General features: G+C 62.4%; 24 protein-coding genes and 4 tRNA genes. 9 read left to right on the top strand and 19 right to left on the bottom strand.

Features of this window, described 5'->3' with window-relative positions; translation table 11 throughout:
* Positions 1-81: 81 nt before the first annotated feature.
* From FHW75_RS11255 to FHW75_RS11240, 4 genes are all read right to left on the bottom strand, one after another.
* A tRNA-Asp gene (locus FHW75_RS11255) sits at positions 82-158 on the bottom strand.
* 13 nt (positions 159-171) lie between these two features.
* Positions 172-247, bottom strand: a tRNA-Val gene (locus tag FHW75_RS11250).
* A gap of 170 nt (positions 248-417) precedes the next feature.
* A tRNA-Asp gene (locus FHW75_RS11245) sits at positions 418-494 on the bottom strand.
* 13 nt (positions 495-507) lie between these two features.
* Positions 508-583: transfer RNA gene (locus FHW75_RS11240), tRNA-Val, on the bottom strand.
* A 215-nt stretch (positions 584-798) separates the two neighbouring features.
* Here FHW75_RS11240 and rdgC point away from each other — a divergent pair.
* The 3 genes from rdgC (at position 799) to sugE (ending at position 2852) form a co-directional block, all read left to right on the top strand.
* Entirely contained in the window at positions 799-1719 is a 921-nt protein-coding gene (gene rdgC, locus FHW75_RS11235; protein WP_016715497.1) for a recombination-associated protein RdgC, read from the top strand.
* Between the two features lie 212 nt (positions 1720-1931).
* Positions 1932-2393, top strand: a complete 462-nt coding sequence (locus FHW75_RS11230) for a hypothetical protein (protein ID WP_019097087.1) — start codon at positions 1932-1934, stop codon at positions 2391-2393.
* Positions 2394-2534: 141 nt separating this feature from the next.
* Positions 2535-2852: a quaternary ammonium compound efflux SMR transporter SugE gene (gene sugE, locus FHW75_RS11225; protein WP_012270979.1), complete on the top strand. Its 318-nt coding sequence runs from the start codon at positions 2535-2537 to the stop codon at positions 2850-2852.
* 10 nt (positions 2853-2862) lie between these two features.
* Here sugE and FHW75_RS11220 read toward each other — a convergent pair whose 3' ends face one another.
* From FHW75_RS11220 to FHW75_RS11205, 4 genes are all read right to left on the bottom strand, one after another.
* Positions 2863-4740 (bottom strand): 1-acyl-sn-glycerol-3-phosphate acyltransferase, encoded by a 1878-nt coding sequence (locus FHW75_RS11220; protein WP_019097085.1) that lies wholly within the window; start codon positions 4738-4740, stop codon positions 2863-2865.
* A 131-nt stretch (positions 4741-4871) separates the two neighbouring features.
* Positions 4872-5705, bottom strand: a complete 834-nt coding sequence (locus tag FHW75_RS11215; RefSeq protein ID WP_019097084.1) for an amidohydrolase — start codon at positions 5703-5705, stop codon at positions 4872-4874.
* Positions 5706-5729: 24 nt separating this feature from the next.
* Positions 5730-7004: an MFS transporter gene (locus FHW75_RS11210; protein WP_019097083.1), complete on the bottom strand. Its 1275-nt coding sequence runs from the start codon at positions 7002-7004 to the stop codon at positions 5730-5732.
* A 99-nt stretch (positions 7005-7103) separates the two neighbouring features.
* Positions 7104-7835, bottom strand: a complete 732-nt coding sequence (locus FHW75_RS11205) for a GntR family transcriptional regulator (RefSeq protein WP_019097082.1) — start codon at positions 7833-7835, stop codon at positions 7104-7106.
* A 152-nt stretch (positions 7836-7987) separates the two neighbouring features.
* Between FHW75_RS11205 and FHW75_RS11200 the strand changes: the two genes are divergently transcribed.
* Both FHW75_RS11200 and FHW75_RS11195 read left to right on the top strand, forming a co-directional pair.
* Positions 7988-9163, top strand: coding sequence for an MFS transporter (locus FHW75_RS11200; protein WP_019097081.1), 1176 nt, complete (start codon positions 7988-7990; stop codon positions 9161-9163).
* A 125-nt stretch (positions 9164-9288) separates the two neighbouring features.
* The gene (locus FHW75_RS11195) at positions 9289-12762 is read left to right on the top strand and encodes a hybrid sensor histidine kinase/response regulator (protein ID WP_019097080.1); all 3474 of its coding nucleotides are present in this window, start codon (positions 9289-9291) and stop codon (positions 12760-12762) included.
* Here the strand turns inward: FHW75_RS11195 and rmuC are convergent.
* Both rmuC and FHW75_RS11185 read right to left on the bottom strand, forming a co-directional pair.
* Positions 12734-14104, bottom strand: coding sequence for a DNA recombination protein RmuC (gene rmuC / locus FHW75_RS11190; RefSeq protein WP_161751474.1), 1371 nt, complete (start codon positions 14102-14104; stop codon positions 12734-12736). The two genes, FHW75_RS11195 and rmuC, sit on opposite strands and share 29 nt — an antisense overlap.
* Before the next feature lie 193 nt (positions 14105-14297).
* Positions 14298-14711, bottom strand: coding sequence for a tetratricopeptide repeat protein (locus FHW75_RS11185; protein WP_033693674.1), 414 nt, complete (start codon positions 14709-14711; stop codon positions 14298-14300).
* Positions 14712-15659: 948 nt separating this feature from the next.
* On the opposite strand from FHW75_RS11185, the gene FHW75_RS11180 reads away from it, so the two are divergent.
* The 3 genes from FHW75_RS11180 to FHW75_RS11170 all read left to right on the top strand — a co-directional run bounded on the left by FHW75_RS11180 (position 15660) and on the right by FHW75_RS11170 (position 18029).
* Positions 15660-15884, top strand: coding sequence for a hypothetical protein (locus FHW75_RS11180; protein ID WP_016715487.1), 225 nt, complete (start codon positions 15660-15662; stop codon positions 15882-15884).
* Positions 15885-16133: 249 nt separating this feature from the next.
* Entirely contained in the window at positions 16134-16616 is a 483-nt protein-coding gene (locus FHW75_RS11175) for a hypothetical protein (RefSeq protein ID WP_019097078.1), read from the top strand.
* A 147-nt stretch (positions 16617-16763) separates the two neighbouring features.
* Positions 16764-18029 carry an OmpP1/FadL family transporter gene (locus tag FHW75_RS11170; RefSeq protein ID WP_019097077.1) on the top strand — a complete coding sequence of 422 codons (1266 nt, stop codon included), beginning with the start codon at positions 16764-16766 and terminating at the stop codon, positions 18027-18029.
* Between the two features lie 42 nt (positions 18030-18071).
* Here the strand turns inward: FHW75_RS11170 and FHW75_RS11165 are convergent, their stop codons facing one another.
* Positions 18072-19001: a LysR family transcriptional regulator gene (locus FHW75_RS11165; protein WP_019097076.1), complete on the bottom strand. Its 930-nt coding sequence runs from the start codon at positions 18999-19001 to the stop codon at positions 18072-18074.
* Between the two features lie 113 nt (positions 19002-19114).
* Between FHW75_RS11165 and FHW75_RS11160 the strand changes: the two genes are divergently transcribed.
* Positions 19115-19375, top strand: a complete 261-nt coding sequence (locus FHW75_RS11160) for a DUF2798 domain-containing protein (protein WP_027615810.1) — start codon at positions 19115-19117, stop codon at positions 19373-19375.
* 465 nt (positions 19376-19840) lie between these two features.
* Here FHW75_RS11160 and FHW75_RS11155 read toward each other — a convergent pair whose 3' ends face one another.
* The 8 genes from FHW75_RS11155 to cobU form a co-directional block, all read right to left on the bottom strand.
* Positions 19841-20392, bottom strand: a complete 552-nt coding sequence (locus FHW75_RS11155) for a glutathione peroxidase (RefSeq protein WP_019099289.1) — start codon at positions 20390-20392, stop codon at positions 19841-19843.
* A gap of 46 nt (positions 20393-20438) precedes the next feature.
* Positions 20439-20561 (bottom strand): hypothetical protein, encoded by a 123-nt coding sequence (locus FHW75_RS26775; RefSeq protein ID WP_256204610.1) that lies wholly within the window; start codon positions 20559-20561, stop codon positions 20439-20441.
* Positions 20558-21760, bottom strand: coding sequence for an MFS transporter (locus FHW75_RS11150; protein ID WP_016715480.1), 1203 nt, complete (start codon positions 21758-21760; stop codon positions 20558-20560). The genes FHW75_RS26775 and FHW75_RS11150 overlap by 4 nt, the downstream gene beginning before the upstream one ends.
* 64 nt (positions 21761-21824) lie before the next feature.
* Positions 21825-22229, bottom strand: coding sequence for a MarR family winged helix-turn-helix transcriptional regulator (locus tag FHW75_RS11145; protein WP_016715479.1), 405 nt, complete (start codon positions 22227-22229; stop codon positions 21825-21827).
* A gap of 71 nt (positions 22230-22300) precedes the next feature.
* The gene (locus tag FHW75_RS11140) at positions 22301-23035 is read right to left on the bottom strand and encodes an adenosylcobinamide-GDP ribazoletransferase (RefSeq protein ID WP_183673648.1); all 735 of its coding nucleotides are present in this window, start codon (positions 23033-23035) and stop codon (positions 22301-22303) included.
* 1 nt (position 23036) lies between these two features.
* A complete protein-coding gene (locus tag FHW75_RS11135; RefSeq protein WP_025754893.1) occupies positions 23037-23603 on the bottom strand; it encodes a histidine phosphatase family protein in 567 nt (188 codons plus the stop codon).
* The gene (gene cobT, locus FHW75_RS11130) at positions 23600-24655 is read right to left on the bottom strand and encodes a nicotinate-nucleotide--dimethylbenzimidazole phosphoribosyltransferase (RefSeq protein ID WP_025754892.1); all 1056 of its coding nucleotides are present in this window, start codon (positions 24653-24655) and stop codon (positions 23600-23602) included. The genes FHW75_RS11135 and cobT overlap by 4 nt, the downstream gene beginning before the upstream one ends.
* A complete protein-coding gene (cobU, locus tag FHW75_RS11125; protein ID WP_016715475.1) occupies positions 24652-25173 on the bottom strand; it encodes a bifunctional adenosylcobinamide kinase/adenosylcobinamide-phosphate guanylyltransferase in 522 nt (173 codons plus the stop codon). Before cobU ends, cobT begins: the two co-directional genes overlap by 4 nt.

Genomic DNA, 25173 nt, shown 5'->3' with positions numbered 1-25173 from the left:
AAATTCAGACACAAAAAAAGCGACCCTAAGGTCGCTTTCTTTGTTACTTCCGGGTGTTCAGTGGGCCCTGGAAGTGGAATATGGCGCAGCGGACGGGACTCGAACCCGCGACCCCCGGCGTGACAGGCCGGTATTCTAACCGACTGAACTACCGCTGCGCTATACATCGAGTGGTGGGTGATGACGGGATCGAACCGCCGACCCTCTGCTTGTAAGGCAGATGCTCTCCCGGCTGAGCTAATCACCCATGTCTCTCGGTGTGGCGCGCATTCTACGGGCGACTTGCAGCTCTGGCAAGCACTTATCGCAGTTTTTTTAAACTTTGATCAAACATCAAATTCCAGGCACAAAAAAAGCGACCTTAAGGTCGCTTTCTCTGTTACTTCCGGGTGTTCAGTGGGCCCTGGAAGTGGAATATGGCGCAGCGGACGGGACTCGAACCCGCGACCCCCGGCGTGACAGGCCGGTATTCTAACCGACTGAACTACCGCTGCGCTATACATCGAGTGGTGGGTGATGACGGGATCGAACCGCCGACCCTCTGCTTGTAAGGCAGATGCTCTCCCGGCTGAGCTAATCACCCTTCGTCTCGGTGTGGCGCGCATTCTACGGACGGCCCTGCACCCTGGCAAGCACTTTTTAAACTTTCTTCAAAAAAAACTTCATGCCTTTCAAAGACCTAGCGTTGCCGGGTGTTTCTTTGAGGCAGAAGCGGCTGCTGGCCCTGTGACAGGGCTGGCCTCAGATCACCACACGGAGAATAATGCCCGCCTTATGCATTAAGGAGAGTTGCCCCTCATGTGGTTCAAGAACCTGCTGACCTACCGCCTGACCCAGGAAGTCCCGTTCGAGCCTGAAGCGCTGGAAGCCGCCCTGGCCAGCAAGCCGGCCCGCCCCTGCGCCAGCCAGGAGCTGACCACCTATGGTTTCGTCGCGCCGTTCGGCAAAGGCGAAGACGCTCCCCTGGTGCATGTCAGCGGCGAGTACCTGCTGATTGCCGCGCGCAAGGAAGAACGCATCCTGCCGAGCAGCGTGGTCAACGACGCGGTCAAGGAAAAGGTCGAAGAGATCGAGACCGAGCAGATGCGCAAGGTCTATAAAAAGGAGCGCGACCAGATCAAGGACGAGATCATCCAGGCCTTCCTGCCGCGCGCGTTCATCCGCCGTTCGATGATCTTCGCTGCCATCGCCCCGCGCCAGGGCGTGATCCTGGTGAACTCGGCCAGCGCCAAACGTGCCGAAGACCTGCTGTCGACCCTGCGTGAAGTGATGGGCTCGCTGCCGGTACGCCCGGCCACCGTAAAAATTGCACCGGTTGCCACCATGACCGACTGGGTCAAGTCGCAGCAGGCCGCCGAAGGCTTCTATGTGCTGGACGAGTGCGAACTGCGCGACACCGCCGAAGACGGCGGTATCGTGCGCTGCAAACGCCAGGACCTGACCGGCGAGGAAATCCAGCTGCACCTGAGCACCGGCAAAGTGGTGACCCAGCTGGCCTTGGCCTGGCAGGACAAGCTGTCGTTCATCCTGGACGACAAGATGGTGATCAAGCGCCTGAAGTTCGAAGAGCTGCTGCAGGAGCAGGCCGAGCAGGATGGTGGTGATGAGGCAGCGCAGCAGTTCGATGCCAGCTTCCAGCTGATGATGATGACCTTTGCCGAGTTCCTGCCGGTGCTGTTCGAGGCGCTGGGTGGGGAGGAGATTCCGCAAGGCGTCTGATGTGTCTTGAAATGCCGGTGCTGGCCTGAATGACATGTTTCTGCCCGCACCGGCCTTTCGGCATACGGAGGTTGCCTGACCTTCCGACAACTTGAGCATTCCAGGAAAAGCTTCTGTCTGCGTATCGTTCTGCCATGTAGATACGTTCGGTGTGCGGTGGCGGGCGCCGTTGCCTGCCGTTTAAATCACATGACTGAATGATAGAGATGACAATGGATGACTCCAGGCTAGACACCTCGAAAACTTTCACTGGCGATATTTACCTGGAAGAGGATGGAAAAAGACGCCCCATACGCATCGACGACAGTGGCTGGTTACGCATCATGGATGCGCAGGTGCTGCCGGTGACATTATGGTTCGGTTGCTATCAAGAGGATGATGGCGACATCTATATCATCAAAGAGTTTACCAACGGCGGGAGCAAGTCTGATCGCGTCCTGAGTCTGAACGATGATGGCCGGTTGGGACTTTACTCCGGATCGAGCCGCCCTTGGCGAATCCGTAGGCAGGACGGGGAAGTTCTGGTACCGCGCTCTACACCTGAAGCGGCTATAACAGTGTCAACCAAGGGTGGTCGGGTGTGGACAGCGAACAACAGCCAGTGCAAGGCCGCCAAAGGTGCCGGTAGCCACTTTGTTGTGCATATCCATAAAGTGGGCGTGTACCGATTCTGATCGGCTAGCGCTTACGCTTAACTGGAACTTGCCTGGCGGGGAACGGTTGGGCACCATGGCGTCACGGTGAGGACGACCTCACGACGCACCGCGTGACCATTCCGGGGACGGCCCCATCATGCAAACGATGGAGACACACCTATGTCCTGGATCATCCTGTTCTTCGCCGGCCTGTTCGAGGTCGGCTGGGCCGTCGGCCTGAAATACACCGACGGCTTCAGCAAGCCGATTCCCACCGTGCTTACTGTTGGCGCCATGGTCATCAGCCTGGGCCTGCTGGGCCTGGCCATGAAAGAGCTGCCGCTTGGCACCGCCTATGCCATCTGGACCGGCGTGGGTGCCGTCGGCACGGTGATCGCCGGCATCATCCTGTTCGGCGAATCCATGGCCCTGGTACGGCTGGTCAGCGTGGCGCTGATCGTCTGCGGCCTGGTCGGCCTCAAAGTCAGCGCCAGCTAACCCTCCCCCCCTAACGCAGGTTGCCGCGCAAGCGGCTGACCTGCTCGCGCAAGGTTTCTGGCCGCGCTGCCTCCACCGGGATGGCGGCGCCGGCCACGATGGTCACCCGCGACCAGAGGCGCTTGAAAAAGCCCTTGGCCGGGTCGCGGCTGAAGAAGCTGCCCCACAGCCCCTGCAAGGCCAGCGGAATCACCGGCACCGGCGTTTCTTCCAAAATGCGGTTCACGCCGCCCTTGAACACATCGATCTCACCATCGCCGGTCAGCTTGCCTTCCGGGAAGATGCACACCAGCTCGCCGTCGGCCAGGTACTCGGCAATGCGCGCGAAGGCCCGCTCATAGGTGGCCAGGTCTTCGTTACGTCCGGCGATCGGGATGGCGCCAGCGGTGCGGAACACGAAGTTGAGCACCGGCAGGTTGTAGATCTTGTAGTACATGACAAAGCGGATCGGCCGGCGGATCGCCCCGCCCAGCAGCAGCGCATCGACGAACGACACGTGGTTGCACACCAGCAGCGCCGCACCTTCATCGGGGATGCGCTCCAGGTCGCGATGCTGCACGCGGTACATCGAATGGCTGAGCAGCCAGATCAGGAAACGCATGGTGAACTCGGGCACGATCCTGAAGATATAGGCGTTGACCGCGATGTTGAGCAGCGACACCACCAGGAACAGCTGCGGGATGGTGAAGCCCGCCAGCCCCAGCAGGATGATGGTGAGCACCGCCGACACCACCATGAACAATGCATTGAGGATGTTGTTGGCCGCGATCACCCGCGCGCGCTGGTCCTCGGCCGTGCGGGCCTGGATCAAGGCATACAGCGGCACGATGTAGAAGCCGCCGAACACGCCCAGGCCAACGATCGACAGCAGGATCCACCAGGCCTGCCCCATGCCCAGCAGCGTCAGCCAGTCGTGCGGGACCGCTGCAGCAGGCACATCGCCGGAATGCCACCACCACAGCAGGCCGAACAGGGTCAGGCCGAACGAGCCGAACGGCACCAGGCCGATTTCCACTTTGCGCCCGCTCAGCCGCTCACACAGCAGCGAGCCCAGGGCAATGCCCACCGAGAACAGTGTCAGCACCAGGGTGACCACCGTGCCGTCACCGTGCAGCCAGTCCTTGGCGTAGGCCGGAATCTGCGTAAGGTAGATGGCCCCGACGAACCAGAACCACGAGTTGCCGACGATCGAGCGCGACACGGCCGGCGGCTGGCCCAGGCCCATGCGCAGGATCGCCCACGACTGCTTGAAGATGTTCCAGTCCAGCGGCATGCTCGGCGAAGCGGCAGCGGCCCGCGGGATCCAGCGGCTGGCCAGGTAACCGAGCACTGCGGTGCCGACCACGCCACCCGCCACCACCGTGGCGTAGCTGTCGGCCGACATCATCACCCCGGCGCCGATAGTGCCGGCGAGAATGGCCAGAAAGGTGCCGGTTTCCACCAGCCCGTTGCCGCCGACCAACTCTTCTTCGCGCAGGGCCTGCGGCAGAATCGAGTACTTCACCGGGCCGAACAGCGCCGAGTGAGTGCCCATGCCAAACAGGGCCACCAGCATCAGCGTCAGGTGGTTGGTGATAAAGCCCAGCGCACCGATCGCCATGATCACGATCTCGGCCAGCTTGATCGCACGGATCAACGCGTCCTTGGCGAATTTTTCACCAAACTGCCCACCCAGTGCCGAGAACAGGAAGAACGGCAGGATGAACAGCAAGGCGCACAGGTTGACCCAGATCGAACGGTCACCGTCGCCCAGGCTGAGCTTGAACAGGATCGCCAGGATCAGCGACTGCTTGAACAGGTTGTCGTTGAATGCACCCAGTGACTGAGTGATGAAAAACGGCAGGAAGCGCCGCTTGCCGAGCAAGGTGAATTGCGAGGAGTGACTCATCGTCCTTGGTCCTGAGGGCTTTTCAATTGGAGGCGCGCCGGGCGCGTCAGGCCACAAATCTGCATGGGAATTGCGTGCACTGGCAAGCACCTTCACGCCCACAATGACCAGGTCGCCTCAGAAACAGCCCATCATTCGAAGCCGAACAACGCTCGCGCTGTATCCACCAACAGCGCCCGACGCAACTCCGCCGAACACCCCAAGGACTCAAACTGTTCCAAAGCCGTACTGAAACCCACCGCCGACTCATGCTGGGTATGTGGCCAGTCACTGCCCCACATCAGCCGCTCGGCGCCGTAATGCGCTTCCAGCGCACACAGCGCCTGCCGGGCGAAGGCGAGGTTCTGTTCCGGCGAGCCTTCCAACCGATAAATACCCGATACCTTCACCCATACCTTGCCCCGCCCACCCAGGGTCAGTAACTCGGCAAAACCCGGTTGGCCCAGGCCACGGCGGGCATCAGGCCGGCCGAAATGATCGACCACGATGTCCAGCCCATAAGGCTCAAGCGCCCGCACCAGTGCCGGAATGTCCGCCACGTGGCGATGCAGCTCCAGGTGCCAGCCCTGCTCGCCAATGCGTTCAAGCAAGGGCCGCCACTGGGCACCGGTGAGGTCGGGCAACGCCTGGCCCATGAGGTTCAGCCGCACGCCCTTCACGCCTAGCCGGGCCATCTCATCCAGCCTCTCACGCTCGACGTCCTGCTCCAGCATCACCACCCCGCGCAACTGCCCCGGCACCGTTTGCAGAGCGCTGAGCAGGTAGCGGTTGTCGGTGCCCAGGAAACTGGGCTGAACCAGCACGCCATGGCTGAAACCATGGGCCAGCAGTTGGCCCAGGTAGTCGCCCAGCGGCGCATCGTAGCTGGGCGCGTAACGCCGCTCGCTGGCCAGGTTCAGCCCGCGGCTGAATACGTGGGCGTGAGTGTCGATGGCGGTCAGGTGCAAAGCAGGAGCGTCGGGCATGGTTCTCATACAAACAAGGTGAAGTTACTTGATGGCAGCGCCAGCCATTTCCGGCGCAGGTGCAGATTCAAGGTTGCGACCACGGGTTTCCGGCAGGCAGAGGGCGGCGATCACCGCCACGCCATAGGCAATGCCGGCGTCGATGCCGATGGCACTGCCCAGCGACATCGACTCACTCATGTGGCCGACCAGGAACGGAAACACCGCTGATAACACACGGCCGAAGTTGTAGCAGAAGCCCACCCCGGCACCGCGCACATCGGCCGGGTACAGTTCGTTGAAGAACGCGCCCAGGCTGGCCGGGATGCCGGCGGCGAAAAAGCCCAAGGGGAAGCCGAGGAACAGCATTTGCGTGTTGGTCAGCGGGAAGAACACATAAGCCTGTACGGTCAGCACACAGCACAGGGCGAACAGCAGAATGTTCTTGCGCCGACCGATGCGGTCGATCAACAGGCCGCTGACCACGCAACCGCACCAGAACGCCAGGATGATCACCGCCAGATAGCCGCCCGAGTTCAGCACCGAGAGGTTGCGTTCGGTCTTGAGGAAGGTCGGCAGCCAGGTCATGACTGCGTGGTAGCCACCGTGGGCACCCAGGCCGAGCAAACCGCCGAGCAGGGTCACGCGCAGCAGTTCCGGGCGGAAGATGCCAGCCATCGATTGCAGGAAGCTGGCGGGGATGGCCTTTTCTTTTTGCAGGCGCTGGAAGCTGTCCGGCTCTGGCACGTTGCGGCGTACCCAGATGATCAGCAGCGCTGGCAAAAGGCCGACGAAGAACATCACCCGCCAGGCGAATTCCTGCGGCACCAGCGAATAGATCAGCGTGAACAGCGCCACCGCCAGGCCCCAACCCACGGCCCAGGCGCTTTGCACCGTGCCCATGACCTTGCCACGGTATTTCGGGTTGATGGTTTCGGCCATCAGCACCGCGCCAGCCGCCCATTCACCGCCAATGCCGAAGCCTTGCATGGCCTTGACGAACAGCAGCGGGTAGAAGCCGGTGACGAACGCCGAAAGGAAGGTGAAGAAGGAGAACCAGAGAATCATCCATTGCAAGGTACGCACGCGGCCGTAGCGGTCGGACAAGGTGCCACCCAGCCAGCCGCCGATCGCCGAGGTCACCAGGGTCAGGCCGCTGATCAGGCCGGCATCGCCCTTGGTCAGGGAGAAGGCAGCGATCAGCGCGGGGATGGCCAGGCCGAACATCTGCACTTCCAGCGCATCGAGCGACCAACCGCCGAAGCAGGCCCAGAACGTCTTGCGTTCCCGTGAGGTGATCTGGCGATACCAGCTGAACATGATTGTTATCCTTCTTGGTCGTGTGTGTGTTACGGGCAGGCGAAGCCACTGCGCCGTGGCAACGCGGCGCAGACAGGTAAAACGGGTGAAGCGGCCGGCTTAGCGGATATCGATGCGGTAGCGGAAGTGCTGCGCATGGCCGCGCGAGCGGCGCCATTCCAGGGGCTTGCCGGCGTAGTCACGGGCCAGACGCTCGATCACCACCACCGGGCTGTCGGCCGGCAGTTGCAGCAAGCGGCCATGCACTGCGTCGACCGCTTCGGCGGTCAGGGTCTCTTCGGCGTAGGCGACCACCTGGCCGCACAGTGCTTCATAGATCGGGTACAGCAGCGGCCCCTTGCTGTTCAGCTCCACGTCCAGCAATGGCTGGAAGGTCTGGCGCGGCAGCCAGATTTCTTCGGCCAGGACGGGCTGGGCACCCAGCAGACGGGTACGAATGATACGGATCACTTCGGCGCCCACCGCCAGGCCCAAGGCCTCGGCCACCGCCGATGGCGCTGCGAGCGGCTCGATGGACAGGATGCGGCTTTCTGGCACCACACGCTCGCCATTGGCAGCCTCGAAACGGAAGAAGCGGAACAGCGAAGACTGGAACTGCGGGCGGCGGATGAAGGTGCCGCGTCCCTGCTGACGTTCCAGCACGCCTTCGGCGACCAGCACATCGACGGCCTTGCGCACGGTGCCGACCGACATCTCGAATTCGGTGGCCAGGGCCGCTTCGGTCGGGATCGCCTCGCCCGGGCGCCAGCGGTTATTGGCAATCTGCTCGACCATGTGGTCGCGCAATTGTTGGTAGCGGGGCAGTCGAGCATCACCGGTCAATGGGTGCATGGGTCTCGCTCTCGTCTTGTTATCTAAACATATATATGAATTTTCCGAGAGTATTCCCCGCGGGTGGCGGGCTGTCAATCCTCCGCCTGTCGCCAGACACAGTGCCTGGCTTATGCTTGTGGCCGGGAAACCAGGACAACAAGGACGTGGCAATGCTCGCCGCCATCAAACGCTACCCGCACACCGTACGCCTGTTGCTGTTGACCACCTTCACCCTCACCGTCGCCCGTGCCCTCACCCTGCCCTACCTGGTGGTGTACCTGGCCGACAACTTCCAGCTGCCGATCAGCCAGATCGGCTTGCTGATCGGTGGCGCGCTGATCATCGCCTCGCTGCTGAGCCTGTATGGCGGCCACTTGGTCGACACCTTGCGCAACCACACCCTGGTCAGCGCGAGCACCCTGTCGTTCGCCCTGGCCTTCGTCGGTGCGGTCGCCAGCCGTTCGGCGCTGTTGTTTTTCCTGTGCCTGGTTCTGATCAACCTGGCCCTTGCGGTGGTCGACATCGCCGCCAAGGCCGGCTTCTGCGCCCTGCTGCCGGTAGAGCAACGGGCCGAGGTGTTCGCCATCAAGTACACCCTGAGCAACGTTGGTTACGCCGCCGGCCCTTTACTGGGTGTGGCCATGCTGGAACTGAACGACCACATGCCATTCATCGCCTCTGCCCTGCTTGGCCTGGCCATGTGCCTGGCCTATTGGTGCCTGGGCGACCGCAGCCTGCTGGCAAGTGCCGACAAGCCTGCGGCCGGTTTCGGCCAAGTGGCGCTGGGGCTGGCGCGTGACCGCCGGCTGGTGTGTTTCACGTTGGGCGGGGTGTTGAGTGCGGTGGTGTTTGGCCAGTTCACGGCCTACCTCTCGCAGTACCTGGTCGTCACCAGCAGCCCGACCGAGGCGGCGCGCCTGGTCGGCTATCTGGTGACCACCAACGCAATAACGGTGATTGCCCTGCAGTACCTGATTGGCCGGCGTATCAGCCGCCAGCGTCTGATGCCCTGGTTGCTGGCCGGCATGGCCCTGTTCATCGCCGGGCTGCTGGGCTTTGCATCGGCAGGTTCGGTGCTGGCCTGGTGCCTGGCGATGCTGGTGTTCACCCTGGGCGAAATCATCGTGATCCCCGCCGAGTACATGTTCATCGACCTGATTGCGCCGGAGCACTTGCGCGGGGTGTATTACGGCGCACAGAACCTGTCCAACCTGGGGGCGGCACTGGGGCCGGTGATGGTGGGGTTCGCCCTGGTACACCTGTGGCCGGGGGCGATCTTCTACCTGTTGGTATTGTCGGTGATACTGGCGGGGGTGTTTTACGGGTTGGGTACCCGAAAAGATTGATGTGTTGTTTCAGGTCAATCGCGAGCAAGCTCACGCCTACAACCATCGTCTGCGCTGACGAAGCGGCACCTGCGTGCCAGACTGATTGATCGGGACCGCGTTATCTTTTTTGCTTCGGAGTCTTCATGTCGTTGTCCAGCGGGCTGATCGCCGTGGTCGCCCTGGCCTATATGGCCGTCATGTTCGCCATCGCCTTCTATGGCGACCGCCGCAGCACGCCGTTGCCGCCGAAACTGCGTGCCTGGGTGTACAGCCTGTCGCTGGCCGTGTATTGCACCAGCTGGACCTTCTTCGGTGCGGTCGGCCAGGCCGCCGAACAGCTCTGGGCGTTCCTGCCGATTTACCTGGGCCCGGTGCTGCTGCTGATCTTCGCGCCCTGGGTGCTGCAAAAGATGGTGCTGATCAGCAAGCAGCAGAACATCACCTCGATCGCCGACTTCATCGCCGCCCGCTACGGCAAGTCGCAGACGCTGGCGGTCGTGGTGGCGCTGATTTGCCTGGTCGGTGTGCTGCCGTACATCGCCTTGCAGCTCAAAGGCATCGTGCTGGGCGTGAACCTGCTGATCGGCGCCAACGCCGATGCCACCGGCACCCGCGTGCAGGACACCGCACTGGTGGTGTCGCTGGTGCTGGCGCTGTTCGCCATTGTGTTCGGTACACGCAGCCTGGATGTGACCGAACACCACCGCGGCATGGTGCTGGCAATTGCCTTCGAATCGCTGATCAAGCTACTGGCCTTCCTCGCGGTGGGCATCTTTATCGTCTTCAACCTGTATGACGGCTTCGACGACCTGTTCAGCCAGGCTCGCCAGTCGATCCACTTGCAGGACTATTGGCAGGAGACCATCAACTGGCCCTCAATGGTGGTGCAAACCGCCGTGGCGATGATGGCGATCATCTGCCTGCCGCGGCAGTTCCATGTCACCGTGGTAGAGAACATCGAACCCCAGGACATGCGCCTGGCGCGCTGGGTGTTCCCGATGTACCTGGCACTGGCCGCGCTGTTCGTGGTGCCGATTGCCCTGGCCGGGCAGATGCTGCTGCCGGGCACGGTGATTTCCGACTCGTTCGTCATCAGCCTGCCACTGGCCGAGGCACACCCGAGCCTGGCCCTGTTGGCGTTCATTGGCGGCGCTTCGGCGGCCACCGGCATGGTCATCGTCGAAGCCGTGGCGCTGTCGACCATGGTGTCCAACGACATGCTGCTGCCCTGGCTGCTGCGCCGCAACAACGCCGAGCGGCCGTTCGAGGCGTTCCGCCACTGGATGCTCTCGGTGCGCCGGGTAACCATCGTGGTGATCCTGTTGCTGGCCTACGTCAGCTACCGCTTGCTGGGGTCCACCGCGAGCCTTGCGACCATCGGCCAGATCGCCTTCGCCGCCGTGACCCAGCTAACCCCGGCCATGCTTGGCGCGCTGTACTGGAAGCAGGCCAACCGGCGCGGCGTGTTCGCCGGCCTTGCCGCGGGTATCTTCCTGTGGTTCTACACCCTGGTGCTGCCGATCACCGCGCACAGCCTTGGCTGGTCACTGCAACTGTTCCCGGGGCTGGCGTGGCTGCACGGCAACCCGCTGGGCCTGCCTATCAGCCCGCTGACCCAGGGCGTGGTGTTGTCACTGGCGGGCAACTTCACCCTGTTTGCCTGGGTCTCGGTGCTTTCGCGCACGCGGGTGTCCGAGCACTGGCAGGCCGGCCGCTTCATTGGCCAGCAAACCGCGCGGCCCAGCAGCAAGCCGCTGCTGGCGGTACAGATCGACGACCTGCTGACCCTCGCCTCGCGCTTTGTGGGTGAAGAGCGTGCACGTCAGAGTTTCATCCGCTTCGCCTACCGCCAGGGCAAGGGCTTCAACCCCAACCAGAACGCCGACGGCGACTGGATCGAGCACACTGAACGCCTGCTGGCCGGGGTACTGGGCACCTCGTCGACCCGAGCCGTGGTCAAGGCCGCCATCGAAGGCCGCGACATGCAGCTGGAAGATGTGGTGCGCATCGCCGACGAAGCCAGCGAAGTGCTGCAGTTCAACCGCGCCCTGCTGCAAGGCGCCATCGAGAACATCAACCAGGGCATCAGCGTGGTCGACCAGAACCTGCACCTGGTGGCCTGGAACCGGCGCTACCTGGAGCTGTTCAACTACCCCGACGGCCTGATCAGCGTGGGCCGGCCCATTGCCGACATCATCCGCTACAACGCCGAGCGCGGTCTGTGCGGCCCGGGCGAAGCGCAGGTGCATGTGGCGCGGCGCCTGCACTGGATGCGCCAGGGCCGTGCGCACTCCTCCGAACGGCTGTTCCCCAATGGCCGGGTGATCGAGCTGATCGGCAACCCGATGCCAGGCGGCGGCTTCGTCATGAGCTTCACCGACATCACCCCGTTCCGCGAGGCCGAGCAGGCCCTGCGCGACGCCAACGAAGGCCTGGAACAACGGGTGGCAGAGCGCACCCAAGAGCTGTCGCAGCTCAATCAGGCACTGTCGGAAGCCAAGAGCCATGCCGAAGCAGTGAGCCAGTCCAAGACCCGCTTCCTGGCTGCGGTCAGCCATGACTTGATGCAGCCGCTGAACGCCGCCCGGCTGTTCTCCGCCGCCTTGTCGCAGCAGGCCGAGGGCATGAACGAAGAGGCCCAGCAATTGGTGCAGCACATGGACAGCTCGCTGCGCTCGGCCGAAGAGCTGATCAGCGACCTGCTGGACATCTCGCGCCTGGAAAACGGCAAGATCACTCCGGACGCCAAGCCCTTTGCCCTCAACGAACTGTTCGACACCCTGGGGGCAGAATTCAAGGTACTGGCGGCCGAGAAAGGCCTGGAGTTCCGCTTGCGTGGCAGCCGCTTGCGGGTGGACAGCGACATGAAGCTGCTGCGGCGGGTACTGCAGAACTTCCTCACCAATGCCCTGCGTTATGGCAAGAGCCCGATCCTGCTGGGTGCTCGCCGCCAGGGCGAACGCCTGTGGCTGGAAGTGTGGGACCGGGGGCCGGGCATTGCCGACGACAAGCTGCAGGTGATCTTCCAGGAGTTCAAACGCCTGGACAGCCACCAGACCCGCGCCGAAAAAGGCCTGGGCCTGGGCCTGGCAATTGCCGACGGCTTGTGCCGGGTGCTGGGGCACCCGCTGGAAGTACGCTCATGGCCGGGCAAAGGCACGGTGTTCCGGGTCTGCGTGCCGATTGCCCGCCAGCCCGCACCGGCGCCGAGCGCCCCGGTGGAACAGGGTGGCCAACCGCTGGCCGGGCTGCAGGTGCTGTGCGTGGACAACGAAGACAGCATCCTGATCGGCATGAACAGCCTGCTCAGCCGATGGGGTTGCCAGGTATGGACCGCGCGTAACCAGGCCGAATGTGAGGCCCTGCTGGCCAAGGGCATGCGCCCGCACCTGGCATTGGTGGACTACCACCTGGATGACGGCGAGACCGGCATCGGGCTGATGGGCTGGCTACGCGCGCGCCTGGGTGAACCGGTGCCAGGGGTGGTGATCAGTGCCGACGGCAGCAAGGAAACCATCGCCATGGTGCATGCATCTGGCCTGGACTACCTGGCCAAGCCGGTCAAGCCGGCGGCTCTGCGCGCCATGCTCAACCGCCATCTGAGCCTGGTTCAGTAACCGCTGCATCGGGCACCTCGTCGGACAGCGCCCGTTCCAGCAAGTCTGCCGGCAGGCTCTTGCTGGCACGGGCGCCCAGCAGTTTCAGCTGTTCGCTGCGGCTGACCAGATTGCCGCGCCCTTCGCACAATTTGTTGCGGGCTGCGGCATAGGCCTTGTCCACCTGCTGCAGGCGGCTGCCCAGCTCGTCCAGGTCCTGGATGAACAGCACGAACTTGTCGTACAGCCAACCGGCGCGCTCGGCAATTTCGCGGGCGTTCTGGCCTTGACGCTCCTGTTTCCACAGGCTGTCGATCACCCGCAGGGTCGCCAGCAAGGTGGTGGGGCTGACAATCACGATCTGCCGGTCGAAGGCTTCCTGGAACAGGTTGGGCTCAGCCTGCAAGGCTGCCGAGAAGGCCGCCTCGATAGGCACGAACAGCAGCACGAAATCCAGGCTGTGCAGGCCTTCGAGGCGATTGTAATCCTTGCTCGACAGGCCTTTGACGTGGCTGCGCAATGACTGCACGTGCTGCTTGAGCGCGGCCTCGTCGTTGCCGGCGACGAACTGCTGGTACGCCGTGAGGCTGACTTTGGCGTCCACCACCACCTGCTTGTCGCCGGGCAGCATGATCAGCACATCGGGCTGGAAACGCTCGCCGTCGGCACTTTTCAGGCTGACCTGGGTCTGGTACTCGCGGCCCTTTTCCAGGCCTGCGTGCTCCAGCACCCGCTCAAGAATCAGCTCACCCCAGTTGCCTTGGGTTTTCTGGCCCTTCAAGGCCTGAGTAAGGTTGGTGGCCTCGTCCGACAAGCGCAGGTTGAGCTGCTGCAGGCGCTCCAGCTCCTTGCCTAGCGAAAAGCGTTCGCGGGCCTCTTGCTGGTAGCTTTCTTCCACGCGCTTTTCGAAGGCATGAATACGCTCCTTGAGCGGGTCGAGCAACTGGCCCAGATGCTGCTGGCTGGTCTGGGCGAAGCGCTGCTCACGCTCGTCGAAGATCTTGGTGGCCATGTCGGCGAACTGGGCGCGCAGGGTATCGCGAGCTTCCTGCAGGTCTTCGAGGCGTTGCTGATGGCTTTCCTGCTGCTCGCGCAGCTCGGCCTCCAGGCGTGCGGTCTGGGCCTCCAGGCGGCGCAGTTCAGCCTCCCGGCTGGCGCGCTCCAGGCTCCAGGCGTGGGCGGCATCGCGGGCATTGTCGCGGTCGACTTGCAGCAGTTCCAGCTCACGGCCCTGGGCGGCCAACTGAGTCTGTTTGACGGTGTTGGCTTCGCTGAGGTCGCTGACTTCATCGCGGCTGGCCTCCAACTGCGCTTGCAGGCCAGCCTGGGCCAGCTGGGCGGCATTGAGGCGTTCTTCAAGCAACGCCTGCTCACCTTGTCGCGCGCCCTGGCGGCGCTGCACCTGCATGACCCACCCCAGGCAGGGTAACGCGCCTGCCACCAAGCCCAGCAGAATGCTGGCCAGATCCACTGTCATGCTTACCCCGAACGATCCTGGATGATTGATGCGCAGCTTATCAGCCCGGCGGGCGTGTTGCCTGTTGCAGCCCGAGTGCTCAGCCCGAGAACCACTGGCGCAGCAACCGCCGCGCTTCCTGCGACCCCTGCCCCGCCGCCAGCTCCAGCCAGTACCGTGCCTGCTCAGGCTCCGTGTGCTGGCACAACCGTGCATATTCCAGTTGCGCCCGCCGATCACCGGCGCGGGCGGCCTGACGCAGCAGTTCATGGCCAATCCGCCGGTCACGGGCATTGCCGCAATCACGGCACAGCATCTGCCCCAGGCGGCTTTGTGCGACCACAACGCCTTGGCGCGCCGGCTGTTTCAACAGGCGCCCAGCCAAGTGCTTGACCTGGGGCTTGTCACCCAGGCGCGGGCTGTCGAGCAACCACAAGGCAACTTTCAGTGAAAAGCGTTTGGGGGGAGGCGTCGATGGCGCAGGGCTGGCGAGGTGTTTGCTACGGAACTTCATGAGTAACAGGTTTGGCAACTCGAAAGGCGCGCCACTCTACTCTTTTTTTTCCGCCGCGGCCTGTCGATTTCTGGAGAATTGAAAAAAATTTAAATGATCTTTTCTTGACGTTTTCGAGGGGATGACCAATCGGTCTGTCGAGGCATGTCGATTGTCGGACAGTTCACTGCTTTGCTAGCACGCCCGTCCTAGAGCAAGCGCTCGGGACAATCCACAGTTCCTGTGGATAACTCGGTGGACAACCCTCTCACACACCGCGCAAAGCCCCGTGGATTGGGGCTTTGCGTCAAACTGACGATTTTTTCACCAGCTAAAAATAGTGTTTTTTTTCATTGACTTAACCGCGCAGTCAAGGCATTGGCGAGGCTGTCGATGCGTGTTGCCGGGCTGTTACAACCGTTGCCCCGAATGTGAACAAGTGCACCATAAACCGCCATCCGAGTGCACGAAATGGGCACATCAACCTGGATACGGTCCATTTGCCCCCTCTTCACAGCAATGCCAATACACGCCATACTGCGCGGCTAACCCGAACGAACGTAGTGCTTGCCAAGCGCCTGCATTTCCAGTAAGGTGCGCCTTGTTAGTACCAAGCTGAAAGTCAATTCTGGCCGCAAGCGTCCTTGCAACCCCTCCTCCCAAGAGTGGCGCTGCTGAAAGCAGGACCGGCCTAATCGATGATTCCCTCGCCAGCCTCAGGCTGCTCAAGCACGAATCACGTGACAGATTGATCAGGATTCCACCCCGACGGCCTAGAACCTTGGCCCCGGCGTGCTGCCTGCCTTCCGAAGTACCTACCAGTCAGCCCAAGCGCCCACCTTTGATTGCGCTCCCTCTGGCTGCCCTGTTCCAGTCAGGTTCGTTCGTCCCTTAATAAAGGCGTCACTGGAACGTTTCTATCATGCACGGATCATAATCCCCGTGTTTAAAGCAGGAACCTCCAACAATATGCATACCCATCATCAAATTCAGGCTGCCATTGGCACCCTCTCCCAGGCCTTCTCGCCGTTGAAGTGCCTTATCGTTGCCCCTCGCAAGGGCAGCTTCAGCTTCACCCTGGTAGACGAACACGGCGTCGCTTGCCACACCGAGCGCCTGTACCCTGAACAGTACAGCCGTAGCGAGCCGCTGCAGGCGGTCATCGCCCGTACTCGCCAATCGCTTACCGCGTGAGCCGCGAATACTGCAGTATTCAAGCGCTGAATCACCCCATCGCCAGTCTGCCTGAACGTACCCGGCGTAATTGCCTGAGGGCATATAGCCCGGTATGTCAGGCAGCAAACGATTTAAAAACAGCCCTTTACACCACGATTATCACACTACACTTCAACTCGAGCGGTCCTTGCCGCTTCCGGCGGGCCTGATCATTCACCAGCTGCCAAGCTCCAGCGCCCGTCCGGCCCTTATCTGCTCGAGGGCATCATGGGTATCGCGGCGAATGAATTGTGTCAGTATGTGATCCGACCCACCCTGGTCTACCTGAACCGTCACTGCGCCAGCGCCGAGGCCTTGTTGCTGGGCATCGCCGCCAGCCAATCGGCACTCGGGTCAGCGTTGCACGACCGACGTGGGCACGGCCTTTACCGCATTGGCGAACACCGCCATCAGGCACTCTGGGACGACTACCTGGCCCGTGATCCCGACCTGGCCAGTCTGGTCCGCGGCCTGGCCAGCCAGCACGCCTTCCTTGGCGGGCCGCACCTGGAGCTCACCGTCAACCTGCGCTACTCCACCGCCATTGCCTGGATGCTCGTCGAAGAACAGGCCACGCCGCTGCCAGCTGCCGACGATTTACTGGCACTGGCGCGCATCTGGCGACAGATTTTCAACCCCCAAGGTCGCCTGCGCGACTTCACTCACGCCTGGCATACCTGCATAGATCGGAGCTTGCCACAGGCATCTTGAGACGCGTCCTACAAAAATACCGGAAAAAAGGGAATTTTGGTCGGATTGTCCTACAAAACCGCTCTAACTCCTGCGATTGAGGCTATAGCGCAGCGCGTGATTTGTTGGTAGCTTTTCGCCCCGGAGATCCCAAGGAGTTTTCTAATAATGAAAAAAGTCATGCTCAAAACCTCCCTCGGCGTAGCCGTTGCTCTTGCTTCCAGCCAACTGCTCGCCAGCGGCTTCGCGCTCAACGAACAGAGCATCAGCAGCATGGGGACAGGTTTCGCGGGACGTTCCTCTTCTGCCGAAGATGCCAGCACCGTGTTTGGCAACCCGGCAGGCATGTCCCGCCTCAAACGCGAACAATTCACCGTGGGCGGCGCTGCCGTCATCGCCAAGTCCGACATCTCGGGCCGGGGCAGCAACCTCGGGGGGGAAACCGATGGTGACATGGTGCCTTTGGTTGGCGTACCGATGGGTTACTACGTCAAGCCGATCGACGACCACTGGAGCGTCGGTTTCGGCGTCTACGTACCATTCGGCCTGGTAACCGACTACGGCAGCGATGACGCCGCACGCTACTGGGGCAAGAAGAGCCACGTCGAGGTTGTCACCTTCCAGCCGACTGTCAGCTATGCCTTCAACGACAAGGTCTCGATCGGCTTCGGCCCGACCATCAACCGCATCAAGGGTGAGCTGGGCTCAAACCTGATCAACCCGTTCACGCCTGGCCGTAACGATGGCGAAGTGAAGATCAAGGGCGACGATACCGCCGTTGGCTACAACATCGGTATCCTGGTACAAGCCACCGACCGCACCCGCGTCGGCCTTACCTACCACTCGATGGTCGACTACAAGCTCGAAGGCAAGACCCGCGTCAGCACGCCGCTGATCGGGCCATTCAACGGCAACAAGTTCGACGCCAGCCTGAAGATCAAGACGCCCGAGTCTGTCGACCTTTCGGTTACCCATGAGCTGGACGACCAGTGGACCCTGTACGCAGGTAGCACCTGGACCCGCTGGAGCCGCCTGAAAGACATCACCGTGCAGAACGATGTGCCGGCCCCACTGGCAGGTTCGGCGTTCCAGACCATCACCGAAGAACAGAACTGGCATGACACCTGGGCCCACGCGATTGGTGCGTCGTACAAGGTCAACAAGGAGTGGGTACTGCGTACCGGCTTCACCGTCGACCAGTCGCCGACCAACAACCACGACCGCTCGCCACGCATCCCGACCGGCGACCGCAAAGTGTTCAGCCTGGGTGCCGGCTGGAGCCCGAACGACGACATGACCATCGACGTGGCCTATTCCTATCTGTGGGAAGAAGACACCAAGGTCAATCAGGTAAGCGCAACCAAAGGCAGCTACCAGGCCAAGTACGAAAACAGCGCCCACGGTATCGGTGCTTCGCTCACCTACCGCTTCTGATTCGTACCCGCCACACAAAAAACCGCCCCCGTGGCGGTTTTTTCATGCCTGCACCTGCCAACTGTCACCCAGGCACTCGCGCAGATAATCCATGAACACGCGTACCTTGGTGGTCATGGCAAAACGGTCGGCCAGGCACAGGTAGATATCCATCGGCTCGGTCTGGGCGTAGGCTTGCCCGCGGTCGCTGTATTCGAACAAGGGCACCAGCGCACCGGAGGCCAGGTGTGGCCGCACGATGAACTCGGCCAGGCGGGTGATGCCACCATCGTGCAGGGCCATCTGGGTCAGGGCATCGATGTCATCGCTGATCAATACGCTGCCGAATTCCGCCTCGAAGCGCAGGCCGTCGCGCATGAAGCCCCAGCGCAGAAAGCGCCCATCCACCGGATAGCGAAACACCAGGCAGCGGTGGTCGCGCAGGGCCTCAGGCGTGGCGGGTACGCCGGCGCTTTGCAGGTACCCGGGTGAGGCACAGCAGATGAACGGGATACGGGCAATGTGCCGGGCCATTAGCTGGTCTTCCAGCTGAGGGGCAATACGCAGGCTCACGTCGACGTCTTCTCGGGCATGGTTCACTCGGCGATCAGTCGTTACCAACTCTATCGAAAGCAATGGGTAGCGGGCACTGAAGGCAGGTATCAGCGGCGCCAGCACGTGACGACCGAACGCTGAAGTCGAGGCAATACATAACCGCCCCTGGGGTTCGCTGTCGGGGGTGGTGACCGCCTGTTCGGCCAGCGCCAGGTCACGCTCGATATGCTTCACACGCTCGTAATACTGGGCGCCAGCGGGGGTCACAGCCATGCTGCGTGTGGTACGGCTGAGCAGTCGCACCTGCAAGTGGCCCTCTAGCCGAGCCAGGTTCTGGCTGACCGCGGCCGGGCTGAGCCCCAGACTGCGGGCGCCAGCGGCAATGCTGCCGGCTTCGACAACCTTGATGAAACTGCGGATGGCGTTGAGCAGGTCCATTTGAGCCCTTGGATTCGTAAGAATCTCTTTATAAAGAACTCAATCCTGCGGGTCTACAGGTGCAGGAGGATGCGTTGCTAACCTGCGCCTCCACTCACGTTTCAGGAGTTCGCATGAGGAACCTGTCCCAGTCGCGCAGCCGACGCAAGTTACGCCCGGGCGCCACACCTTACGTTTTTGCCTTTTACATGTCGTCGATCATGGCACTGCTGATGTGCTTCGTGATCACAGCGGCCAATGCCGGGGTTAACCCGGAGTACCTGAGCAATGTGCTGAAGGCCTATCAATTGGCAATGCCGGTGGCGTTTGTCTGTGTGTTGATGGTGAGGCCGGTGGTGGTGCGGCTGGTGGCGATGACGGTGCATGCGAACTGAAGTAACAACAGCGGACGCATCTCCCGCTCCCGCTCCCGCTCCCGCTCCCGCTCCCGCTCTCGCTCTCGCTCTCGCTCTCGTTCTTGATCTTGATCTTGATCTTCGCGACTTCAGGAGGCCGAACGCAGGCCTTGCGGAGTGAGGTGACGGGCATGGATGCCCGTCAAGCGCTGGGCCCCAGGATGGGGCCTGCAGCGCGGTCCTCCCGGGAGCAAGGCCGGAGTGAGGGAACCCCGAAGCGCAGCGTAGGGGCCGGATGATGGGAGCGCAGCGTTTTTTGGTTACTTTTTGTCGCGTTTGACAAAAAGTGACTCGCCGTAAGGGCGAAAAGGTGAGTCAGCGTCGCCAAAGCAAATGGACTTTGCGCCACATAAGAACCAGCACTTTTTTGCTTTTAGCTTTTCGCTTTTCGCTTTTCGCTTTTCGCTATCAGTCCTCAGCATCAAACACAGTCAGAAAACCGCCTCACTGCTGCGAAGCGATGGCCTTTTCGATAGCAGCCCTGAACGCCGGGTCATCCGGTTTGGTCAGGCTGGAGAAATTCCCAATCACCTTACCCTTACGGTCCACCACGTATTTGTAGAAATTCCACTTCGGCGCACTGCTCTGGCTGGCCAATTCAGCGAACAGTGGTATCGCATCCTTACCCCGTACCGGCTGCGTCTTGGTCATGGTGAAGGTGACACCGTAGTTGGCATAGCAAACCTTGGCGGTCTTCTCACTGTCGGCATCTTCCTGCTTGAAGTCATTGGACGGCACGCCCAGCATTTCCAGGCCTTGCTCGTGATACTCCTTGTACGTCGCCTCAAGCCCCTCGAACTGCGGCGCAAAACCGCAATAGCTGGCGGTATTGACCACCACCAGCGGTTTGCCGGCGAAGCGCTGGCACAGGTCGACCTGACCCTTCCCACGCAATTCCGGCAGGCTACCCTGCAACACGGCCGGGCAATCGGCAGCCCAGCTCGATGTGCTGGCTAGCAGGGCCAGCACCGGCACCATCAACCAATGTGCACGCATGATTCGTTTCTCCCGCATGACGATCCTTGAGCTTGCAGGGTAGCGCCTAACAAACACCCATGCCCAGTTGCATCAATGCCATCCCCCCCTGATGCCAGCCCCACCACACCAGTGCCAACAGCGCCAAAGCAGCAAGGGCCAGCACCCCACGGGCCAGGTAGCGGTTCATGCGGCCTGGGCCTGCAAGCGGGCAACCGGACGCTCGCGCACCGGCCAATTAAGGGCGGCAGCCAGCAGGCTGAGCAGGATGGAAATCTGCCAGACCAGGTCGTAGCTGCCAGTGCGGTCATACACCACCCCACCCAACCAGCCACCGAGGAAGGCCCCAAGCTGGTGGAACAGGAAGACGATACCGCCGAGCATGGACAAGTTGCGCACCCCGAACACCGTCGCCACGGTGCCATTGGTCAACGGCACTGTGGACAGCCACAGCAGGCCCATGGCGATACCGAACAGGTAAGCACTGAACTCGCTCACCGGCGCCCACAGGAACAGCAGGATTACCACCGCACGTAGCAAGTAAAGCCCGGTCAGCAGACGCGGCTTGGACATGCGACCACCCAGCCAGCCAGCAGTGAAAGTACCTACGATATTGAACAGGCCGACCAACGCCAGCACCGTGGTACCGGTGGTTGCAGCCAGGTGCTGGTCTACCAGATAGGCCGGCAGGTGCACACCAATGAACACCACCTGGAAGCCGCAGACGAAAAAGCCCAGCGCCAGCAACCAGAAGCCGGAATGCGAGCACGCCTCGCGCAGTGCCTGGCTCAGGGTCTGTTCGGCGCCATGGCTGGGCAGCGGGCGGTCGCGCAGCAGGCCGACGAAGGGCACGATAAACGCCACCATCAGGCCCAACACCAGCAACGCCGCCGACCACCCCAACCACTGGATCAGACCCAAGGTACCGGGCAGCATGGCGAACTGGCCAAACGAACCGGCAGCGCTGGCAATCCCCATCGCCATACTGCGTTTCTCGGCAGGCACAGCACGCCCGACCACGCCAAGGATGACCGAGAACGACGTGCCGGACAGGCCGATGCCGATCAGCAAGCCGGCACTGAGCGACAACGACAAGGCCGAATCGGCCATGCCCATCAGGATCAAACCGACGGCATAGAGAATGCCACCGATGATCACCACCCGCGCGGCACCCAGGCGGTCGGCCAAGGCTCCGGCGAAGGGTTGGGCCAGCCCCCAGATCAGGTTCTGCAAGGCGATGGCAAAGGCGAACACCTCACGCCCCCAGCCAAAATCGGCGCTCATCGGCGCCAGGAACAGGCCAAAGCCATGTCGCACACCCAAGGAAAGCGCCAGGATCAACGCCGCCCCCACCAATACCCAACCGCTGGTTCGCCACACCGAAGTCATTGTCGTTATCTCCAGCACATCGCAAGGTTTTTGCGGGTATATACCCGCTTATAGTCGTATCGATTCAGGCCAGTTGGCCCAGCAAACGCACCAGCTCATCCCGCTGCCCTGCCCCCAGTCGCTCCACCAGCTCCGTTTGAGCCTGCTCCCAGGCGGGATGGGCGTCACACAATAGCTGCTTACCCGCTTCGGTCAGCAGCACCACGCGATTGCGTTGGTCATCGCCATCCACCAGGGCCAACAGCCCCTCGGCCTCAAGCACCCGCAGGTTGCGGCCCAAGGTGCTGCGCTCCAGGCCCATCGCTTCGGCCAGGGTCGTGATGCTAGGGCGATCAAGCCGCTGCAGATGGCGTAACAGGGAAAACTGGGCGACATTGACCCCAAAGCCGGCAAGCGCTTCGTCGTAATGTCGGCTCACCCCACGGGCAGCGCGACGTAGATGGGTACAGATGCATTCACTGGGCAGCATGGATACGTGTATATACCCGCGTCATAGGTGTTGCAAGAAATTTCGCCTTGGAGGTAACAGCAACCGATCGCTCAGAGCCCCACGGCCAAACCCAGCACCACAGCAAGCTCAAGCAACTCCACCATCGCGCCAGCGGTATCCCCGGTGGTCCCGCCAAGGCGCCGGCACATCAGTTGCCGCAACCCTGCAAATACAGCGACTGTCAGCAACAGTATCCAGCATGCGCCCCAGCCACCTGCGACCAGGCACATGACCGCGCTGCCCAGCAAAGCCCAATAGGCCTCACGGCGCGGCAGATGATCGGCCAGGGCTTGGCCCAGGCCACCCGAGCGCACGTAGGGGGTACCCAGGAACAGGGCCAACATTGCCGCCCGACCAATCAAGGGCGCCAGCAGCAATTGCGCTCCGATGCCCTGCTCCACCAGCACCCACAAGGCGCAGAACTTCAGCAACAGCACCAATACCAGGGTGACCACGGCAATCGGCCCGCTGCGCGGGTCTTTCATGATCTGCAAGGTGCGTTCACGGTCGCCGAAGCCACCCAGCCAGGCATCAGCACTGTCGGCCAGGCCATCCAGGTGCAAGGCACCATTGAGCAACACCCACACTGTCAGAAGCAAAGCGGCATGCAGCGGTGCTGGCGTACCTTGCAGCAGATGGCTGGCCAGCCACAGCAGTAAGCCGAACAGCAACCCGACCAGCGGGTAGAACAGCAGCGAACGCCCCATTTCACGTGGTGCCGGCATGCCTGGCAGGCTTACGGGCAGGCTGCTGAGAAACTGCAAGGCAATCCAGAATGGCAACATTTCAGCACGCCTCGACCCACTGGCCATCGACACCCTGTACCAGCCGCACCAGCGCACCATGCCCCACCTCAACCTGCAGCAGCTGCGCCCTCGGCAAGCCACGGGCTCGGGCCAGCAATAGCCGCATCACACCGCCATGGGTGACCAGCAGCACGCGCTTGCCAGCATGTTGACGGCCCAGCCGCTCGACAGCAGCCAGCACACGTTCGGCAAACGCCTCGACTGGCTCGCCATTGGGTGGCGTAAAGGCGTAGGGGTTCTCCCAGAACCGACCCAGAGCATCCGCCTGGTCTTCCATGATCTGCGCAGCGCTTCGGCCCTCCCAGTCGCCAAAATGCAGCTCCTGAAGGCCGGGTTCTCGTTGCACCGGCAAATTCAACTGCGCCCCCAGTTCATCGGCAAAGCGGGCGCAGCGCTGCAGCGGCGAGCTGACCAGCACCTCCCAGGGCCCTGCCTCGGCCACGGCACCACGCATCTGCGCCCAGCCCTTGTCAGTCAACGCATCGTCAAGGCTGCCGCGCAGGCCGCCCTGTTCGGTTTCGCCATGGCGCAACAAGTCGAGGATCATGCCGGGCGGTCCGCCACCGCAGCTTCGGCGAACGTCGCCATCTGCCCGTGCAGCGCGCAGGCGAGGCGCAGCAGCGGCACGGCGAGCGCAGCACCACTGCCCTCACCCAAACGAAGGCCCAGCGCCAGGAGCGGTTCGGCCTGCAAGGCCTCGAGCAATGCTTTGTGCCCGGGTTCCGCCCCTTGGTGAGCGAACAGCAACCACGCCCGGCACTGCGGATTAAGGCGCACCGCCGCCAGCGCGGCAACGCTACAGATGAAGCCGTCGACCAGTACGGCGATACCCGCCTGCGCACAAGCGATGTAGGCGCCCGCCAACGCAGCGATCTCAAAGCCACCGACGCAACCCAAGGCTTGCAGCGGGTCCGCAGCCTGCAACTTGTGCAAGCGCAGGGCGTGCTCAATGACTTCGGCCTTGTGCCTCACACCCGCGCTGTCCAGGCCCGTGCCCGGGCCGCTCAGTTCAGCAGGCGGGCAGCCCAGCAGGACGCTGGCCAAGGCGGCGGCGGCTGTGGTGTTGCCTATCCCCATCTCGCCACCGATGAACAGCTGCGCACCCCGTTCGGCAGCACGCAGCGCGCTGTCGCGGCCCGCCTGCAAAGCAGCTTGCAGTTGGCCTTCAGTCATTGCCGGCTGGCGAGCGAAGTTGGCCGTACCGGCCCCAAGGCGCAAGTGGTGCACGCCCGGCAAGGCCAGATCAGGGTCGATGGTGCCCAAGTCGACCACTTCGAGGCTGGCCTGCAGCTCGCGCGCCAGCACGCTGATCGCTGCACCACCCCCTAGGAAGTTGCGCAGCATCTGCCCGGTCACCGCCTGCGGGTAAGCTGAGATACCCTCCTCGACCACACCGTGGTCACCGGCAAAAACAGTGATGGCGGCCTGATCCAGCACCGGCCTTTCACGCCCCTGCAGGCCGGCAAGCTGAATGGCCAGGCCTTCAAGCTGGCCAAGCGAACCGGCAGGCTTGGTCAGTTGCTGCTGACGGGCGCGGGCCTGGTCCATGGCGGCGTTATCGAGGGGTTGGCAGGCATCACGCCACCAGGCTTGTGTCATAGTGCAGGTCCTTTAAGCATTAAGGGCAGGCCGGCCACGGTCAGCACAACGCGCTGACAACGTTCGGCCACGGCCTGGTGAAGCCAGCCGGCCAGGTCGACATAACGCCGGGTCAGCTCGCCCATGGGCACGACGCCCAGGCCGGTTTCGTTACTGACCAGGATCAGGGTGCCAGGCAACTGCTCAAGGCAGACCAGCAGGGCATCTCGTTCCTCAGCCAGGCGCTGGTCATCTTCAAGCATCAGCAGGTTGGTCAACCACAGGGTCAGGCAGTCCACCAGCAGGCAACGGCCTTCGGCCGCTTCGGCGCGCAGCACAGCGGCCAGGGCCAGCGGTTCTTCGATCAGCCCCCAGTCGTCCGGACGGCGTTGGCGGTGCAGCAACACACGTTCGTTCATTTCACCGTCCAGCGGCTGGCTGGTGGCAATGTAGGTCACCGGCAGGCCACTGGCACTGGCCAACTGTTCGGCGAGGCGGCTCTTGCCAGAGCGGGCGCCACCGAGGATCAGGCTGCGCAT

The sequence above is a fragment of the Pseudomonas sp. OG7 genome (genome assembly GCF_014192825.1).
Taxonomy (GTDB): domain Bacteria; phylum Pseudomonadota; class Gammaproteobacteria; order Pseudomonadales; family Pseudomonadaceae; genus Aquipseudomonas; species Aquipseudomonas monteilii.
This window is presented reverse-complemented; position numbering and strand designations above follow the sequence as displayed.